Consider the following 17084-nt stretch of genomic DNA (forward strand, 5'->3'; position numbering starts at 1 on the left):
ACGCTGATGAATAAATTCGATAGAACATTTGAACATTCGACATTCATTCTATTATAATTTTTTTCGAAAAGACAATCAATTTTACGGGCCTAAAGTCCGTATAGCAGGAGTTGAGCCTTATCGCAGACCAAAAGCAGTTGAAGATTGGAAGCAAGGTGCCGGATTTTTCACTTCCGGCTTCGAACGGGGAGAAGGTAGCATTAAGCGATTTTCGTGGGCGCAAAGTCGTGCTGTTCTTCTATCCGAAAAATATGACCCCAACCTGCACCGAGGAGGCTTGCAGCTTCCGGGACAACTATGGTGCGTTGGAGCAAGCCGGCGCAGTCGTGATCGGGATCAGCCCCGATCCGCTGAAATCCCACGCCAAATTCATCGATAAGCATAGCCTGCCCTATTTGCTCTTGTCTGATGAGGAGCATAAGGTAAGCGAAATGTTCGGCGTATGGCAGATGAAGAAGATGTTCGGCCGTGAATATATGGGTATTGTACGCTCAACCTTCTTGATTGATGAGAAGGGGAAGCTGGCCGGCGAGTGGCGGAAGGTGAAAGTGAAAGGCCATGTCGAAGCGGTTCTCGCAGCCGTGCTGTCATAGCTATATATGAAGAACGGTCCCTCGGCATGCCTGAACAGGCATGGTAAGGGACCGTTTTTTTTGAATATATCTTGCAAGCAGGGAACCTCGAATGAGGGGCTTATCACCTAAATCAGAGGATTTGGCCAAGCTGAATGAATCAGAACTTCAAGAACGTACCCGTCCGATATTCGCGGAAGGCTTCGTTCACTTCTTCCTCCGTGTTCATGACAAAGGGACCGCGGGCCGCCACGGGCTCCCGCAACGGCTCGCCTGCGTACAGAACAAAGCGAAGAGGCTCCGCAGCCGCTGCCCGTATTTCGCTAGGTTTTCCGTCGATTCCAGCGCCCAGCCACAACACCTGGCTTTTAGCCGCGTTTACGCCATTGCCTCCGAAGGTTCCGCTGCCCTCAAGGATGTAGATGAAGCCGTTATAACTGCCGGGCAGGTCCTGCGCGATGGAGGCGCCGGGCTCCAGCAGCACCTCGACCATCGTGACCGGAACATGATTTTCGGTGGCGGATACGACATCGCCGGAAGAACCGGAGAAGACTCGCACAACCGCGCCATCCTCTTGTCGGATCGGCATATCCGCGCCTTTCAGGTTCTGGTAGCGGGGAGTCGTCATCTTCTGCTCGCGGGGCAGATTGATCCAGAGCTGCAGGACGTGGGCCGTTATGCCTTCTGACGGCACTTCGTTGTGGATGACGCCGCTTCCCGCCGTCATCCACTGCACGTCTCCAGGCCCTAGCACGCCGCCCTTGGAGAGGCTGTCATAGTGTTCAACGGTTCCATCGATGACAAAAGTAACGGTTTCGATTCCCCGATGGGGATGGTCGTCGAATGAACCGGCCTGGAACTTGTCCTCCATCATCCCGAGAAACGGATCGGCTTTGCTCCAGTTTCCAAATTCGATGACGGGTCCTGAGGCATGGATGGAGCTGTGCCGCCGAAGAACGACATCCCGGACTTCCGTAATATCACGCTGAATGACCGCTTGGTGATTCATATGTCTATCATCCCTTCCGAGTTCTGGATTTGAATTCAGTTTACTAGTAATGTGAATAGGAATCAAGGGACGTAAGAAAATATCAGATTCTAGTCTTTTTTTGATTCGCCCTCCATATAATCTATCAGGAAGCCGAACTCATAGAAACGATGGAGGTAGAATTGATAATGAAAAATATGGTGCGGGTTACATCGATAGCGGTATTCTTCGGCGTTGTGGCAGTGCTGATCATGATCGGCATGGGACTTGAGGTTCAGGCGCCGATGGCAGACTATGCGGAGCAGGCCCCTTTAGCAGCGGCACCCCTGACAGCAGTGCCAGAGCAGAATGTTCAAGCAAAGACCCGGGAGGCAAGCAAGCCGGTCGTCACCACTGCAATCAAGAAACCATCGGCTGTGAACGCCGCACCTGTTCAATATAAGAAGAAGCCTAGCGACAAAACGGTATACCTGACATTTGATGACGGACCATCGGATTTAACGCTCGACGTGCTGGATATTTTGAAGCGGGAAGGAATCAAAGGCACGTTTTTTGTACTGGGCAAGGAGGCGGAGACCCGTCCCGAAATTATCAACCGCATCTATGAGGAAGGCCATGTGATCGGGAATCATACATATGATCATCGTTATGACGAGCTCTACGGGCATTTTCAGGATTTCTGGGGACAGATTAAGAAAACCGAGGAAATCATCCGTTTGATTACAGGGGAACGGCCGCAGCTGGTCAGAGCTCCCGGGGGGACGGCCGGACATTTCGACGAAGCTTATTTTCAATACATGAAGCAGGGGGGATATCATGTATTCGATTGGAATGTCGACAGCGGCGATTCCAGGTATAGGGGCGTCCCGGCTAAAGACATCGTAAAGGGGGCGACCACGAAAGTGAACGGCAAGGAGGCGATCGTGCTTCTCCATGACGGTAAAGGCCATGCCGAAAGCGTCAAGGCTCTGCCTGACATTATTTCTTATTATAAAAAGCAGGGCTATGCCTTTGACGTGCTGTCTCCGGAAACCGAGCCCGTTCAATTTCGTGCTCAGCAGACCGCCCGCAAGGCTTCACAGCCTTCACAGCAGTGGGTTCGCGAGCACGTCGCCGTCAACGCCGCGTTATTCGGGACCGGGCGAACGCTGGCCGTGGAATTCGGAGGGCTTGAAACCGCGTTTGCGGCAGGCGAATACAAGCTGGTCGACGGCCGGCTGATGGTTCCGCTGCGCGCTTTGGTGGAGCGGCTTGGCGGAAGCGTATCCTGGAAGTCTCACAACAAGACCGTGCAGGTGACGCTGGCAGGGAATCGCTGGGAAGCCGATCCGGTGGGAGGCTTGCTGTTCCCCATGCAAACCGGCGGCAAACCGGTGTCCTCCGATGTTCATTTAATCGGCGGCACCGCTTGGATTCCGCTTCGGGAAGCGCTTGACTTTTCCGGCCGACCTGTTACAAGAGTGACATATGAAGAAGGCGAGTATCGCGTTCTAACTTTGTAGTCGAAAAATGTATTTTATGTTTGTAATTATGCTTCACAAGTTATAGACTAGTACTTAGAGATATTTATCACAATCCCTAAGATTGTTTCAGATAAAGGAGGGGGAAGTTTCCCCCTGCTTTATTTTTGGCGATAGTGAGTCACCCATAAGTTCGCACTTTTGTAAGTGATGCATAATAGATACCGGTTATCCCAAAATTAAAGCTAGCCGGTACGATCGTCGCCAAGTTCATCTTGGGAATTCACTTAAAGAAAAGGAGGCAATTCATTATGACAGAAACATCTTCTCCACAGCCGTCCGAAACTCCGGAAAATGTTGTAGGAAACCAAGAAGCTGCGGCGTCCAGCCGTCCTGATGTGCTGCTCGAACAACTGCTCAAGCCCGAGGTTCAAGAATCCCTAACAACTCTCGTGGACAATCTTCCAAAACTTACGGAAATGCTGACCGTCATGACTAAGGCGTATGACTTCGGTAAATCCGTAGCTACGGATCCCGTGCTAGCGGAAGACACCATGGCTTCCCTGAGCGGATTCGCGAAGCCGATCACGACAACAGCAAAAAGCGTTGCATCTGCAGCCATCGAAGCCGGAGACCGCGTACACGTTCAAGGCGACCAAGCTCAGATCGGCGTATTTGGTCTGATGAAAATGCTGAAAGATCCTCAGGTTCAAAAGGGTCTTCGCTATGCTCAGGCTTTTTTGGACGTTCTTAACGAGCGCGACCAACAAAACAAGCGTTAATCCATAAATCATACGAAGAACGGAGGATGGTCATGTCTAAACATATTTTAATTTTGGGCGGAGGCTATGGCGGCTTGCTTAGTGCGCTTTCTGCACGCGAGCATTTTGGTGCTGCCGCAAAAATCACGCTGATCAACCGTTTCCCAACCCATCAGATCATTACGGAATTGCACCGTCTGGCAGCAGGCAACATCGCAGAGAAGGCAGTAGCTTTGCCGCTCGACAAGCTTCTGCGCGGCGCGAACGTTGACCTGCGCATCGGCAACGTTAAGGAAATCAAGCCGGATGAGCGTTCGGTTTCCCTCGACGACGGCGGAAACTTTACCTATGATGCCCTGGTTATCGCACTGGGCAGCGAAACGGCATTCTTCGGCATTCCGGGACTGCAAGAGAACAGCTTTATTCTGAAGTCCGTGAACGATGCTAACCGTCTGCGTGCTCATGTGGAGTCCCGCATTGCGGAATACAGCAAAACCAAAAACAAAGCGGACGCTACCATCGTGGTTGGCGGCGGCGGCTTGACAGGCGTTGAGCTTGTTGGCGAATATGCCGATATGAGAAGCGAGCTGGCTCGCAAATACGGTATCGACCCACAAGAAATCACGCTTTATTGTGTTGAAGCAGCTCCTTCCATTCTGCCGGGCTTCCTGCAGAACTGGTTGACCGTGCGACAACAAGCCTGCAAAAACGCGGCGTGAACTTCCTGACCGGATTGCCGATTACCAAAATGGACGGCACGACCGTTGAACTGAAAGACGGCAGCACGATTGAAACCAGCACCTTGGTATGGACTGGCGGCGTACAGGGCAACTCCGTTGTGGCTAACTGCGGCATCGAAGTCAACCGCGGACGTGCGGTTGTCAACGAATTCCTGCAATCCGCTTCCCATCCTGACGTATACGTTGCCGGCGACAGCGCGGTTGTTATGGGACCGGAAGGCCGTCCATACCCGCCAACGGCACAGCTGGCATGGCAAATGGGCGAGCTGATCGGCTACAACATCTTCGCTCAATTGAACGGCGGCGCACCAGCTTCCTTCAACCCGGTATTCTCCGGTACGCTCGGCAGCTTGGGACGTAAAGACGCCATTGGCACCATCGGCGCCAACAAAACCCAATTGAAAGGTCTGCCTGCAACCTTGATGAAGGAAGCAAGTAACATGCGTTACCTGTCCCACATCAACGGTTTGTTCACGCTGGCTTACTAAGCCTGGAAGGCGACATTATATCCAAATACAAGAGATGGACCCGGAATGATTCGGGTCCATCTTTTTTTATTGCGCAGCCCAAACATAAGCGCATGGACTTAGGGACAACGTCAGGAAAACATAATACGATGGATACACCCGAAGCGAGGATGCAAGCAGGGAAGGGATTCCCGGGCGCCGCTCCCGACGGGATGTGGGAGAAGGAGGTAAGAAAGGGCAGAATGGATGAGCGTCCAGAGCGAAGAAGAAAGAAGGTCAGATAGTTATGTAAGCGCTATCTCAAATGTTCGCAATTTTCATTTCATGAAACAGGAGGGAGCATGTATGCGGGGATACCGTCGTCTTCATTCGATCGTGATTCAACTGTTTTTGTTTTTTTTCATCGGCACAACACTCCCGGTTCTCATCATGGGTTTCCTTTCGTATCACAAATCGGCCTCGATCGTGGAGGAGCAGGTCAGTAAAGTGGCTTCCCTCACGATCACCCAAGTCAGCGACAAGCTGAACATGTTCTTCAAGAAACTGGACGACTCCTCGATGATGGTGCTGAACAGTAAAGTGGTTCACGGCATACTGGAGGATCAGGATATCAGTAAATACGACCTGACGTTGAAGGTGAAGGAGGGGAAGGACCTGCTGACGTCCATCATGATTAATTCGCCGGAGATCTTGGATGTATACGTGTTTGACGTGCAGCGGAACAATTCGGTCCTGAGCGCGGATTCCTTGATGTCCATCCCGGACCAGTGGGATTCGCCTTGGTATCGGGCGATATTGGAGGCGAACGGGCAGGCGGTATGGTTCGGCTTGTCGGATACCTCCTACCTGAAGCAAACGGGAATGGGATTTCCCGTGTTCGGGCTGGGCCGGGCAATCCGGAGCTGGGATACGGGGGAGATCGTCGGGGTGATGTTCATCGAAATTATGGGGGATGTCCTGATCGATGAATTAAACCATGTCCAATTCGGCGACACGGGGTATATGTACGTGGCGAATGACGAGAATCGCTACTTTTACCATCCCGATCCATCGATGTACGGGAAGCAGTCCAGGATCAAGCTGCCCTCGGGTTTGACGGAATACAACCTGAATAACAACAAAACGCTGATGATCCCCTCGCGCCTGAACAACGGCTGGCATGTGGTCGGCATGGTGCCGCTTAAGGAACTGACGGCCGATTCCGCCAGCATCCGGAGTTTTACGGTCTGGATCGTATTCGGATCGATTCTGGCCGCGATCGGCATCGGATATTTCATGACGAGGAGAATCGGCAATCCGCTCGTTCAGCTGAGCCGCTTGATGCGCAGAAGCGAGGCGGGCGATTTATCGGTCCGCAGCAAGAACGTAGGTCCCAGCGAGATCGGTCAGCTGGGCCGAAGCTTCAACAAAATGATAGAGCAGATCGACCTGCTCATCAGGCGGATCGCCGCGGAGGAGTCCGAGAAGAAAAAAGCCGAAATCCGCGCGCTGCGGTATCAGATCAATCCCCATTTTCTCTACAATACGCTGAACTCGATCCGCTGGATGGCCAAGCTGAATCGAACGAATGACGTGGACCGATCGGTCACGGCCCTGGTTCATCTGCTGGAGGGGAGCCTGGAGCGCAACGGTGTGTTTATAAGGCTTGGAGATGAATTGGAGCTGCTTCGGAAATATATGATCATCCAGAATTACCGTTATGACCAACCAATCGAGCTGCGGATCGATTGCCCCGAGGAAATGGAGGACCTCCACGTTCCCCGGATGCTGCTGCAGCCGATCGTGGAGAATGCGATCTTTCACGGAATTGCCCCGCTTGATGAAGGGGGCGTCATTCAGATCCGGATAACATTGCAGCAGCAGGATGTCATGGTGCGGATCGAAGACAACGGAATCGGCATTAAGCCTGAACGGATCAAGGGACTGCTGTCGTATGAGCAGGATCATTCCAAGCATGGCATGACCCATATCGGCCTGCGTCATGTTCACCAAACGGTCCAGCTGTATTACGGCAGCAGGTACGGGGTATGGGTGGAAAGCACGGAAGGCGGAGGCACGAGGGTCACGGTCACGTTTGCGAAACAAAGGGGGGACGATTATGTACAGAGTGCTGCTCGTGGATGACGAAGCGATCGCGCGTACGGGACTGCGCTCGACCTTCGATTGGGAGAAATACGGTTACCGGCTTGTCGGGGAGGCCTCCAATGGACAACGGGCCATGAAATGGATCGTAAACGGGGATCTGGACATTCTGATCACGGATATCGCGATGCCGGTCATGGACGGCCTGGAATTGACCCGCCGGACAAGGGAGCTTTGTCCATGGGTGAAGGTACTGCTGCTCAGCTGTCACAGCGATTTCGAATTCGTGCGGGAAGGCATCAGGCTTGGCGCATCGGATTATATCCTTAAGCCGACGCTGGACGCGGACTCCCTGGTCGCCGTGCTTGATCACATGCGATTGAAGCTGGAGGAGGAGAAGCAGATGCAGCGGATTCTGACCGAGCATGAGCAGCAGCAGCGGCTGAATAAGAAGAAGGCTGCCGGAAAAATGCTCTTTCAGGCGCTGTCCGGTGAGCCGGACGCGCTCGCGAAGCTGGAAGCATGGAACCGTAACGGCCCGTATCTGCTGGCCGTGCTCCAGCTAGATTCGGACCTGGGCGGTGCCGCGGCCGGGGGACAGCCAAAGGATTGGCAGGAGGAGATCGAACGGTTCATGGGACAGTTATACGACCAGGCGCCGGAGGCGCTGGCAGCTCGGCTGGAAACGGACCGGATCGCAGTCTGCTTACCGTTAAGGGATGAAGCAAACGGGCAGGCTTCAGAGCACGAAGGAGCTATCCGCCTGCCGATCCGGAGCACGATGGGGCTCAGCAGGAGATATAACAGCATGGATAAGCTGCAAGAAGCGTTTAGAGAAGCCGTTGAAAGCCTGGAGGGCCTCTTCTTTCATCGAGATCAACAGATATTGCGGGCAGAGGAGCTTCCCCTGACCGATGCCGATTCGGCTCAGGAGAGACAAGCTGCCGAGCTGCATGCCTTAAGGGCCGCGCTGACCGTCGGGAACATGGACATAGGCGAGGAACGTCTGCAGTCCATTATGCAGCGCTGGCGTCCCGGACGGATGAAGAAGCCGGCGGTCCTCCGGGAAGCAGAGGAGCTTCTGAGCTTGCTTGCTATGTTTCATCTTCCCGGCGGCCCGCCGCTTCCGCAGATCGGGGAGGTGGGCAAGCTTCGCTCGGTGGAGGAAGTGAAGAAGCTGGTGCTCCAAGGCTTCCATGCGCTGCGGGAGGAAGCCATGCGCCACCCTGTACCGGAATCCACGCTGCATGAGCGGATCGTGCTGCAGGCCGTCCGATATATTAAGGCGCGCTTTACCGAGCCGATCTCCCTGCAGGAGGTGGCGGACGAAGTGGCCGTCAGCCGCAACTATTTTAGCGAGTTGTTTAAGCGCGTCACGGGACACAACTTCATTGACTATGTCATTGATCTCCGCTTGAAACGGGCCAAGGAGCTGCTTTCCACAACATCGCTGCGTGTGTATGAAGTGGCGGATCGTTCCGGATTCAATGACGTCAAATACTTCAGCAAGCTGTTCAAGAAAATGGTAGGCATGACGCCAGCTGAGTACCAGGGACAGCATCGAAAATAAGCGGGATTTCATAGGATCGGAAAAGAAACCACTTTTTCGGAACATAATCCGTTCAAAAGCTTTTTGCCAAAATTTTATAATTAAAGCGTTTACAAAAGCTATGCCAGCGAGTCCAAATCTGGTTTGAATGGAGGAAATGAAATGACAAGGAAACAGGTGAGAGGGTCATTGCTTGCAATCATTCTTCTACTATCATCCATACTCCAAGCGTGTGGAGGCGGCGGAACATCAGAAGGCGGGGAGTCCGGAAGCGGGGAGAAGGTCAAGATCAAATGGGCGACCTGGGGAAATCCCGGCGAGCTTAGCCGCTTTCAGGAGCTGACGAAGGAATTTAATAAGAATCACTCGGACATTGAGGTCGAATTTATTCCGATTCCGGGCGAGTATGATCAGAAAATATTAACCCAATTAACAGGCGGGACGGCTCCGGATATCTTCTATGCAGGCGACGCCCTGGTCGTGAAACTGATCGAGAATCAGAGCATTGAGAATTTGACGACGTATATGGAAGCTCCGGAAAGCGTGATCAAGAAAGAGGATTATTTCGAAGGCTTGTGGGGCGCAGCCGTGCGGGATGACCAGATCTTCGGGGTACCGGTGGATTGTAACCCGATGGTGCTGTGGTACAACAAGAAGGTGCTGAAGGAAGCAGGAATAACCGAGATGCCGGCCGATCTTCAGGCGAACGGACAGTGGACCTGGGACAAATTCAAGGAGATGGCGGACAAGATCAGGGACAGCAAAAAGTACGGCTACGTGCTGGATAACTCCTGGAACAGCTACCACAGCTGGGTTACTTCCAACGGCGGCCGGGTGTACGACGACGAAGGGAATTTCGTAGCGGCTTCGGATCCGAAGGCGATGGAGGCTTTCCGCTTCCTGTACGACAACGTGAAATCCAAAAACATCACCTTCTCCGGCACGCTTCCGAAAGGGCAAGGCGGGGACGCCATGTTCATGTCCAACCAGGTCGGATTCGTTGCTGCAGGCCGCTGGTACCTGCCGCTGTTCAAGAAGAATCAAGGACTTGAATATGACGTAGTCACATGGCCAACCAATACCGGCAATAAGATCGAGCCGGCCGGTATTCCGACCGCCTACATGGTGATGAACAAGGCATCGAAGAATAAGGAAGCGGCATACACCTTCTTCTCAGAGTACGTAAGCAAAGAGGGCCAACGCTTCCGCCTGCAGGGCGGCGGCAATGCCGTCCCGTCGGTACAGGGAACGGATGAGGTGGTGCTGGAAGGGAATCTGCCGGAGCACGCCCAGTTATTCCTGGACGCGCGCGAGATCGGGTATTCCCTGACTCCGTTCGAGGCGGGCATTCCCGGGCTAAGCCAGGATATAACGTCCAAGTTCGAGGCGCTGTGGCTGAAAGATCAGGAGCTTGAAAGCTCCTTGAAGGATATACAGGATATGGCCAACAAGAAAATTCAGGATTACAAGAGCGGCAATAATTGATCCAGCTCTGGGGAGGAACGGTGAGATGAAATGAACACGCAGCCTGCAAGGAAGCTCCGGAGCCGCTCCTTCTCCGGAGCGGTTTCCGGAGAGGAGAACAACCTTAAAGAGCAAGACGTCCGACGGTTTGTGGGGGTACTTTTTTATCTTTCCCCAGATGATCGGTTTGATCGCTTTTTCATTGGTTCCGCTCATCTCGGCTTTTGTCATCAGCATGATGAACTGGGACGGCATGGGGGCGAAGAAGTTTATCGGACTCCAAAATTTCGTGTCCCAGCTTCAGGATGAGGAGTTCCACATCGCTTTGGTGAACACGGTGTATTACACGATTCTGTCGGTACCGACCGGCATCGTTCTCGCCATGCTGGTGGCGGTGGGCTTAAACCGGGTTCGCGGAAAGATTCTGTACCGGCTGATCTACTTCATGCCGAACATTACGATGTCCGTCGCCGTGGCCGTCGTGTTTATGTGGCTGTTCAACGCCGACTTCGGCCTCATTAACATGTACCTGCAGCAGTGGTTCGGGATAACGGGCCCCTCCTGGCTGACGGATTCCAGGTACGTGATGCCTTCGATTGCCCTGCTGAGCGTCTGGATGGGGCTGGGAGGCAACATGGTGCTGTTCCTGGCCGGACTTCAGGGCATATCGAGAAGCTATTACGAGGCGGCCGAGATTGACGGCGCCGGCAAATGGCAGCAGTTGATCCATATTACGATTCCGCTGCTGTCCCCGACGACCTTTTTCGTGACGATCATGTCCATCATCGGTTCCTTTCAGGTGTTCGACCAGTCGTTTGTCATGACCTCCGGCGGACCGGCGAAGGCCAGTTATACGCTTGTCTATCACATCTACGAGACGGCCTTTGCGGACTTTACCTTTGGCAAGAGCACGGCGTCGGCGGTCATCCTGTTCGTGATGATCCTGTCGCTCACCTTGTTCCAGATGAAGATGTCCAAGCGGTGGGTGCATTACGAAGACTGACGATTCGAACCTAGGAAGGAGGAAAACGAATGATACATCGGGGATTGAGGATGTCCACCGTGGTGCTGCATATCGTGCTGATTTTAGGCGCCTGCCTGATGGCCCTGCCGTTTGTGTGGATGGTGCTCAGCTCGCTCAAGGATTTGTCGCAAGTATTCGTCGTGCCGCCCAAATGGATTCCGGATCCGTTCATCTGGTCCAATTATAAGGATTCGCTGACGGCCCTGCCGTTCGGGCGCGCGTATTTCAACAGCTTCTACATCAATATCATCGTGGTGGTTTCACAGCTGGTTACCTGTTCCATGGCGGCTTATGCTTTTGCCAAAATCACGTTCCCGTTCCGGGAGCCGCTGTTCGTCTTGTTTCTGGCAACGATGATGGTTCCGGGACAAGTGACCATTATTCCGCTCTATCTGATCATGAAAAATATCGGATGGCTGGATACGCATCTGGCGATTATCGTCCCTTCTGCGCTGCTGAACGCCTTCGGGGTATTTTTGCTCCGGCAATTCTTCAGGGGCATTCCGAAGGAAATGGAAGAGGCGGCCATCGTGGACGGCGCGAATCGCTGGACGATCTACGCCCGGATCATGATTCCTCTAATCAAGCCGGCTTTATCGGCACTTGGGATATTTACCTTCCTCGGGATGTGGAACAACTTCTTTAACCCGCTGATTTTTCTCAGCAGCACGGATAAGTTTACCGTGCCGATGATGCTGAATTTGTACCGGGGCATGTATGCAACGGATTGGACGCTGATGATGGCGGGGGCTTCCATTGCGCTCGTCCCGGTGCTCATCGTGTATATCATCGGGCAGAAATATATTATTGAAGGCGTTACGTTATCCGGGATTAAGGGATAGGCCAGCTTGAGCAGACCGTAAGCGGGGTTCCTTTGTACAAAGGAACCCCGCTTACGGTTATTTGTGTTTGTGTTCCTGTAGTATATTCTCATAGATATACTAGTATGGTAGTATAAGTAAAAATGAGTACGCTTACATTATTCGCTTGGTAAAGGAGGACGAGGGCGATGTTCAATGTGCTTCTGGTGGACGACGAACCATGGGTCTTGGAGGGATTGAGAACGATGATCGACTGGGAACGGTTCGGATTCCAAATATGTGGGGAAGCCCTGAGCGCTCCCGAAGCGCTAAAGCTAATGGAACAATGGAAGCCTGAACTGGTGATGACGGATATCCATATGCCTGTCCTGAACGGCCTGGAATTGATTGAGCACAGCAATCGGACAATGCCTCTTCCTCCGAAATTCGTTATTTTGAGCGGATATGATGATTTTGGATACGCGCATCAAGCCATGCGCCAACGGGTTGCCGAGTATTTGCTGAAACCGATTGATGACGAGGAGATCGAGGCAGTGCTTGCCAAGCTCAGCCATGAGATCCAGGACGAACGAGACGCTGAACGCAGCAACCGGAAGAAAGCCGGCCTTGCCGTCCATTATTTGTTGAACCGGCTCATTCGGGAAGAGTTGAGTCCTGATTTGGCCGAGCAAGCCAGCAATGCGATGCAAATCCAGGGCGAGCCGCTGCTGCAGTGCCTATTGATTGAAACAGGGATTACTGAAACGGGAGTGGATTGGATCGAATGGATGACCGATTACGGGCCCCCGAGCTTACTGGGATGCTTCCAGGACAATAGCGGGAGCATAGGAGTGGTGCTGCATGTCGAGCATTCGACTCCGGATGAGGTCATGGAGACTGCGCTGCTGTTGCAGTCTGCTCTGGCCCGGGAGCTTGAAGGGCCGGTTATCGTGGCGTTAAGCGGCACAGGGGAGGGAATCCAGGCGATCGGAAAGCTTTACAGGCAAAGCGCGGAGGTGCGCGACGATAAGCGAAGCCAAGGCCGAAGCGGCGTGTTTTGTTGCCAAGAACCGAGAGGAGCGGAGCGGCTCCGGGGACTTCCCTGCGGATGGATGGACGAATTGCTTTCCATGATTATGGCGGGGGAGCATGCGTCCATCGAGTCATGCTTGGCGCGGATTTTTACGGCCATGCCCGATCATCTCCTCCACCTGAGGGCTTTTCAAGCCGATGTGGCCGATCTGGAATTGAAGCTGTGTCGAAGAATCGCGGAAATGAATGGGGATCCACATCTATTCATGAACCGGCTGCAAAGGAAGCTTGGTCATCTGAGTGATGCTTGCCATAAAGCGCCGTTGAAGAATTATATGCGGTTGCTCGCGTTTGAGGCCGCTTCGCAGCTGGAAGAGTTAAGCAAGCTTAACGAGCACAACACCATTTATCAAGTGATTCAGTATGTCGACCGGGAGTACCGGAGCAGGCTTCAGCTTCAGGATTTGGCACGACATTTCCATATGAACGCCACCTATTTGGGGCAGCTGTTCAAGAAGCATGCTGGCAAGCCGTTCAAGGAATACCTGAATGACAAGCGGATCGAGGAGGCCAAGCTGCTGCTGAAACGGAGCGGAATGAAGGTTTCCGAGATTGCGCTCCATGTCGGGTTCCCGAACGCGGACTATTTTATCCATAAGTTTAAGTTGACAACCGGGATTCTGCCCTCGAATTACAAGAATCATGTTGAAAGCAAGCAGCGCTAAACCGGGAGGGTGCCTTCATGAAGAGAATGTTCAGGCTGGGGAATTTCGTGAACGATATTCCGTTGAAAACTAAATTTTTTCTTATTTTTGTCATTGGTGTACTGCTGCCTATTCTGGTGGTCAACCTCATCTTTATGGATCGGATGTCGGAGCTGATCCGGGAGAGAGAGGAGCAGAACCTCGATATCTCGATGGAGCGGGCTAGGAAGGATATTCATAATTTCATCGACGGCGGGGTGGCTGTAAGTCATGCGCTGAGTACGGATAAGACCCTTTACGAAATGCTTGATCGCGAGTATGAGTCCCAGCTGGACTTCTACGAAACCTTTGATGAGCAGCTCCGGAATCGGGTAACGAGCTACATACCGGTTAACAACCAGATTCAGCGGATTAGCATCTTCACCGAAAATTCCACCATTGTGTCCGGCGGCAATTATCATGTGATCAACGATAATGTGCTCGAGAGCGACTGGTATGCATTATGGAGCAGCTCGGCCCATCCGGTGCTGGTGGCGGCGTACAGGGCGGCAGAAGCGAACAACTCGGCATCGACGGTTCCGTACTTAAGCGTGATTGAGAAGATGGATTACTACGATACCTATGACACCTATGAGAAGCTGCTTCGAATCGATATCGATTTAAGCAAGATTTATGACGTCATTGTACGGGAACGCGATTATCTGGATATGTATTTGGTGAACGAGAACAATGAGATTATTATGTCGGCCAGCAGCGGTTATGAAAGAGGGAAGTACAGCGCATATTCGAAGCTTGACCTGGAGCAATACGACGAAGAGGATCGGCATGTGTTCTCGATCGGAACGGCCAGGTACGTGAAGGGGTGGAAGCTGATCGGCATCAACCGGGGGAGCCGGATTACGAGCGCCATGCTGGATATGCAGCTGTTTACCGTTGTATTGGCAGCGGTTGTTACGCTGGTTGCGGCGGTCTTTATTACGGTCATGCTGAGATCCTACAATTACCGGGTGAAGCGTTTGGCGCGTCATATGCAGAAGGTGAGCAACGAGAAATTCGACTTGATTGAACTGGACGAAGGCCGGGACGAAATCGGCGGACTCATCCGGAATTTCAATCAGATGACAGCGAAGATGAACTCCCTGATCAACAATGTGTACAAGCTGGAGATTCAGAAGAAAAGCCTGGAGATGGAGCGGGTTCGGGCTGAATTGAACTTTTTGCAGAGCCAGATGAATCCCCATTTTCTGTTCAATACCCTGAATGCGATATTGGTGGTCTGCACGAAGAATCGATACACGGATGTGACGGATATTATCAAAAGCTTGTCCAAGCTGCTTCGCAGACTCCTGAGCTGGAGAGAGGATTTGGTCTCCGTGGAGGAGGAAATCAGATTTATCGAAATGTATCTCAAAATCGAAAAATTCCGCTTTCGGGATAAATTCGAATATCAATTCAACATCGATATGGAAGCGCTTCATTATAAAATTCCGAAAATGAGCATTCAGCCGCTCGTTGAGAATGCATGCAAATATGGCTTGCAGGCGATGGATGGAGCGGGTCTGGTGACCATAAGCGCTTCGGTTGCCCGTGATTATCTTCGCATCGTCATTACGGATAGCGGTAAGGGCATTGAGCAAAGCAAGCTACGGGACATTATTCTCTCGGTTCGCAACGAGCAGTTCTCGGGCAACAGCTTCGGCATTCGAAACGTATATCGGCGGCTGGAGCTGTACTACGACGATCATGTCATTTTCAACATTGCCAGCACCCCGAATCAAGGGACAACCGTTTCATTCGAGATTCCGATCCGGCTGTTGGAGTCTCGAGAGCATGAAGGCGGAGAGGGGGAGAACCATGCCTTTCAAAGTGCTGTTGATCGATGACGAACCGGGTGCGCTGGAAGGGCTGGCGCTGTGGATCGATTGGGAACGCTTGGGGTTTAGCGTCTGCGGAACCGCGGGCAACGGAGTGGAAGGCTTGAAGATGATTCATGGGCTTGCGCCGGATTTGGTCATTACCGATGTAAACATGCCGCTAATGGACGGGCTTCATATGATTGAAACCTGGCAGCAGCATCACCGGGATAGCAGTGTGAAATTTGCCATCATGAGCGGCTACAGTGAATTTGAATATGCAAGGAAGGCATTGCGGCACGGCATCCATCACTACATGCTGAAGCCTATTATTGCAGAGGAAGCCGAGGAGGAGCTCGGCAAGATTCATGCTGAGCTGATGCAGGAGCATCGCAGATTAAGCCTGAGTGCGATTGCTAAGAGGGAAGAGGATGTTTCGCTGATCATGCAAACGCTCTTGGAGATGCCGCTTAGGGCTAGCGGCCTGTCGAGGCTTCAGGTTTTATCCTCCGCCCATCAAGAGTGGAACGTATGTCTGATCCAAGCAGAGTCTGCCTTGTTTCCTGACGTCAAGGAAACCGTCGCCCGCTTGTCAGCCCACGCGAATTCGGAGTATGTCATCGATCTGGAATCGAACCGGCTTGGTTTGGTGAACGGTTATTCCCCTGACAACGGGAGCGTACCCTCAGGCACGATCCGCGAGCTGGTCCGCCATTATGCAGGACAGCGGCTGTTTATGGCTGTAGGAGAAGGCCAGCAGTCTCTGGTGCATATCCGTCGCTGCTACGAAACCGCCAAGGAAGCCATCGAGCATCAATTTTACGATCCGGCGTACGGCGGGATGATTTCATATGAAGAGGTACGGGATCGGCCGTTTCATTATCGTTACCCCACGAACCTGATGGATGATGTCATCAGGTCCGTGGAACTCCTCGACAAGAAGGGATACCGCGAGGCTGCCGGATTGGCTGCGTCCAGGTTTGCGGAGCAGCGTATCGCGCCGGGGATCGTGAAGAAAATGGTGATCCATGTTTTGTATAAAATCATGGATTTGGTGAGGGAGGCGGAAGGTGCGGAAGCTCGAATCCTTGCAGCCAAATCCAATGCAGCTGGATTAACGGACGGAACCTTCCATTTGAACGACTTGATGGGAGAGCTGCTGCGCTTCGGGGAAGAGTGCATCGAGCTTCTTCTCAAGGAGCAGGCCCGGCATTCGCAAGGCATAATCCAGGAGATTAACGATTATATTCGGCAGCACTACCGGGAGAATCTGACCATTAAGCGATTGGCGGAGCTTTTTTATCTGCATCCCGTCTATCTCGGCCAGCTGCTGATGCGTAAGAATGGGATTGGCTTCAACGAACTCATACATAATTTGCGGATTGAGGAAGCGGCCGCGCTGTTGAAGCATAACAAGCTGAAGAACAGCGAAATCGCCGAAAGGGTCGGCTACACCCACTACAACCAATTCCTTAAGCATTTCGAAAAAAGATGGGGCATGGCACCGAATGAGTTCAAGAAGAGGATGTTCTAAAGTTTTTAAGGTTAATGCTTTAATTATAGTATAGTCCGCCTTTGAAAGCGCTTT

12 protein-coding genes and 1 pseudogene are annotated in these 17084 nt (G+C 52.6%); 12 read left to right on the forward strand and 1 reads right to left on the reverse strand.

Translation table 11 applies throughout. From position 1 onward, the window contains the following. Nucleotides 1-110: 110 nt before the first annotated feature. Complete coding sequence (bcp, locus tag P0X86_RS04215; protein WP_012819045.1) at nt 111-593, forward strand: thioredoxin-dependent thiol peroxidase; 483 nt, start codon at nt 111-113, stop codon at nt 591-593. A 139-nt stretch (nt 594-732) separates the two neighbouring features. Here bcp and P0X86_RS04220 read toward each other — a convergent pair whose 3' ends face one another. After that, nucleotides 733-1581, reverse strand: coding sequence for a pirin family protein (locus P0X86_RS04220; protein WP_096776991.1), 849 nt, complete (start codon nt 1579-1581; stop codon nt 733-735). A gap of 167 nt (nt 1582-1748) precedes the next feature. Here P0X86_RS04220 and P0X86_RS04225 point away from each other — a divergent pair, with 167 nt between their 5' ends. From P0X86_RS04225 to P0X86_RS04275, 11 genes and pseudogenes are all read left to right on the forward strand, one after another. Then, a complete protein-coding gene (locus tag P0X86_RS04225) occupies nt 1749-3062 on the forward strand; it encodes a polysaccharide deacetylase family protein (protein ID WP_213580223.1) in 1314 nt (437 codons plus the stop codon). 269 nt (nt 3063-3331) lie between these two features. Then, nucleotides 3332-3802, forward strand: coding sequence for a helical membrane plugin domain-containing protein (locus tag P0X86_RS04230; RefSeq protein ID WP_277747856.1), 471 nt, complete (start codon nt 3332-3334; stop codon nt 3800-3802). 32 nt (nt 3803-3834) lie between these two features. Next, a pseudogene (locus tag P0X86_RS04235) lies at nt 3835-5009 on the forward strand (NAD(P)/FAD-dependent oxidoreductase). A 324-nt stretch (nt 5010-5333) separates the two neighbouring features. Further along, nucleotides 5334-7112: a sensor histidine kinase gene (locus P0X86_RS04240; RefSeq protein ID WP_277747857.1), complete on the forward strand. Its 1779-nt coding sequence runs from the start codon at nt 5334-5336 to the stop codon at nt 7110-7112. Continuing rightward, the gene (locus tag P0X86_RS04245; protein ID WP_277747858.1) at nt 7087-8640 is read left to right on the forward strand and encodes a response regulator; all 1554 of its coding nucleotides are present in this window, start codon (nt 7087-7089) and stop codon (nt 8638-8640) included. The genes P0X86_RS04240 and P0X86_RS04245 overlap by 26 nt, the downstream gene beginning before the upstream one ends. Before the next feature lie 141 nt (nt 8641-8781). Further along, entirely contained in the window at nt 8782-10104 is a 1323-nt protein-coding gene (locus tag P0X86_RS04250; RefSeq protein WP_009591115.1) for an ABC transporter substrate-binding protein, read from the forward strand. Between the two features lie 157 nt (nt 10105-10261). Beyond that, nucleotides 10262-11086: a carbohydrate ABC transporter permease gene (locus P0X86_RS04255; protein WP_050802803.1), complete on the forward strand. Its 825-nt coding sequence runs from the start codon at nt 10262-10264 to the stop codon at nt 11084-11086. 29 nt (nt 11087-11115) lie between these two features. Next, nucleotides 11116-11949: a carbohydrate ABC transporter permease gene (locus P0X86_RS04260; RefSeq protein WP_012819052.1), complete on the forward strand. Its 834-nt coding sequence runs from the start codon at nt 11116-11118 to the stop codon at nt 11947-11949. Between the two features lie 167 nt (nt 11950-12116). Next, nucleotides 12117-13664, forward strand: a complete 1548-nt coding sequence (locus P0X86_RS04265) for a helix-turn-helix domain-containing protein (RefSeq protein WP_277747859.1) — start codon at nt 12117-12119, stop codon at nt 13662-13664. A gap of 17 nt (nt 13665-13681) precedes the next feature. Then, nucleotides 13682-15526 (forward strand): sensor histidine kinase, encoded by a 1845-nt coding sequence (locus P0X86_RS04270; protein ID WP_012819054.1) that lies wholly within the window; start codon nt 13682-13684, stop codon nt 15524-15526. Further along, entirely contained in the window at nt 15498-17030 is a 1533-nt protein-coding gene (locus tag P0X86_RS04275; protein ID WP_213580225.1) for a response regulator transcription factor, read from the forward strand. Before P0X86_RS04270 ends, P0X86_RS04275 begins: the two co-directional genes overlap by 29 nt. Nucleotides 17031-17084: the final 54 nt, after the last annotated feature.

This window comes from Paenibacillus sp. BR1-192, assembly GCF_029542445.1.
Lineage (GTDB): Bacteria > Bacillota > Bacilli > Paenibacillales > Paenibacillaceae > Paenibacillus_AQ > Paenibacillus_AQ lautus_A.

Bases quoted from the DNA above. Each gene is read 5' to 3' on its own strand.
- P0X86_RS04220 (WP_096776991.1), bottom strand. From the start codon at position 1,581: ATGAATCACCAAGCGGTCATTCAGCGTGATATTACGGAAGTCCGGGAT.
- P0X86_RS04225 (WP_213580223.1), top strand. From the start codon at position 1,749: ATGAAAAATATGGTGCGGGTTACATCGATAGCGGTATTCTTCGGCGTT.
- P0X86_RS04230 (WP_277747856.1), top strand. From the start codon at position 3,332: ATGACAGAAACATCTTCTCCACAGCCGTCCGAAACTCCGGAAAATGTT.
- P0X86_RS04240 (WP_277747857.1), top strand. From the start codon at position 5,334: ATGCGGGGATACCGTCGTCTTCATTCGATCGTGATTCAACTGTTTTTG.
- P0X86_RS04245 (WP_277747858.1), top strand. From the start codon at position 7,087: ATGTACAGAGTGCTGCTCGTGGATGACGAAGCGATCGCGCGTACGGGA.
- P0X86_RS04250 (WP_009591115.1), top strand. From the start codon at position 8,782: ATGACAAGGAAACAGGTGAGAGGGTCATTGCTTGCAATCATTCTTCTA.
- P0X86_RS04255 (WP_050802803.1), top strand. From the start codon at position 10,262: ATGATCGGTTTGATCGCTTTTTCATTGGTTCCGCTCATCTCGGCTTTT.
- P0X86_RS04260 (WP_012819052.1), top strand. From the start codon at position 11,116: ATGATACATCGGGGATTGAGGATGTCCACCGTGGTGCTGCATATCGTG.
- P0X86_RS04265 (WP_277747859.1), top strand. From the start codon at position 12,117: ATGTTCAATGTGCTTCTGGTGGACGACGAACCATGGGTCTTGGAGGGA.
- P0X86_RS04270 (WP_012819054.1), top strand. From the start codon at position 13,682: ATGAAGAGAATGTTCAGGCTGGGGAATTTCGTGAACGATATTCCGTTG.
- P0X86_RS04275 (WP_213580225.1), top strand. From the start codon at position 15,498: ATGCCTTTCAAAGTGCTGTTGATCGATGACGAACCGGGTGCGCTGGAA.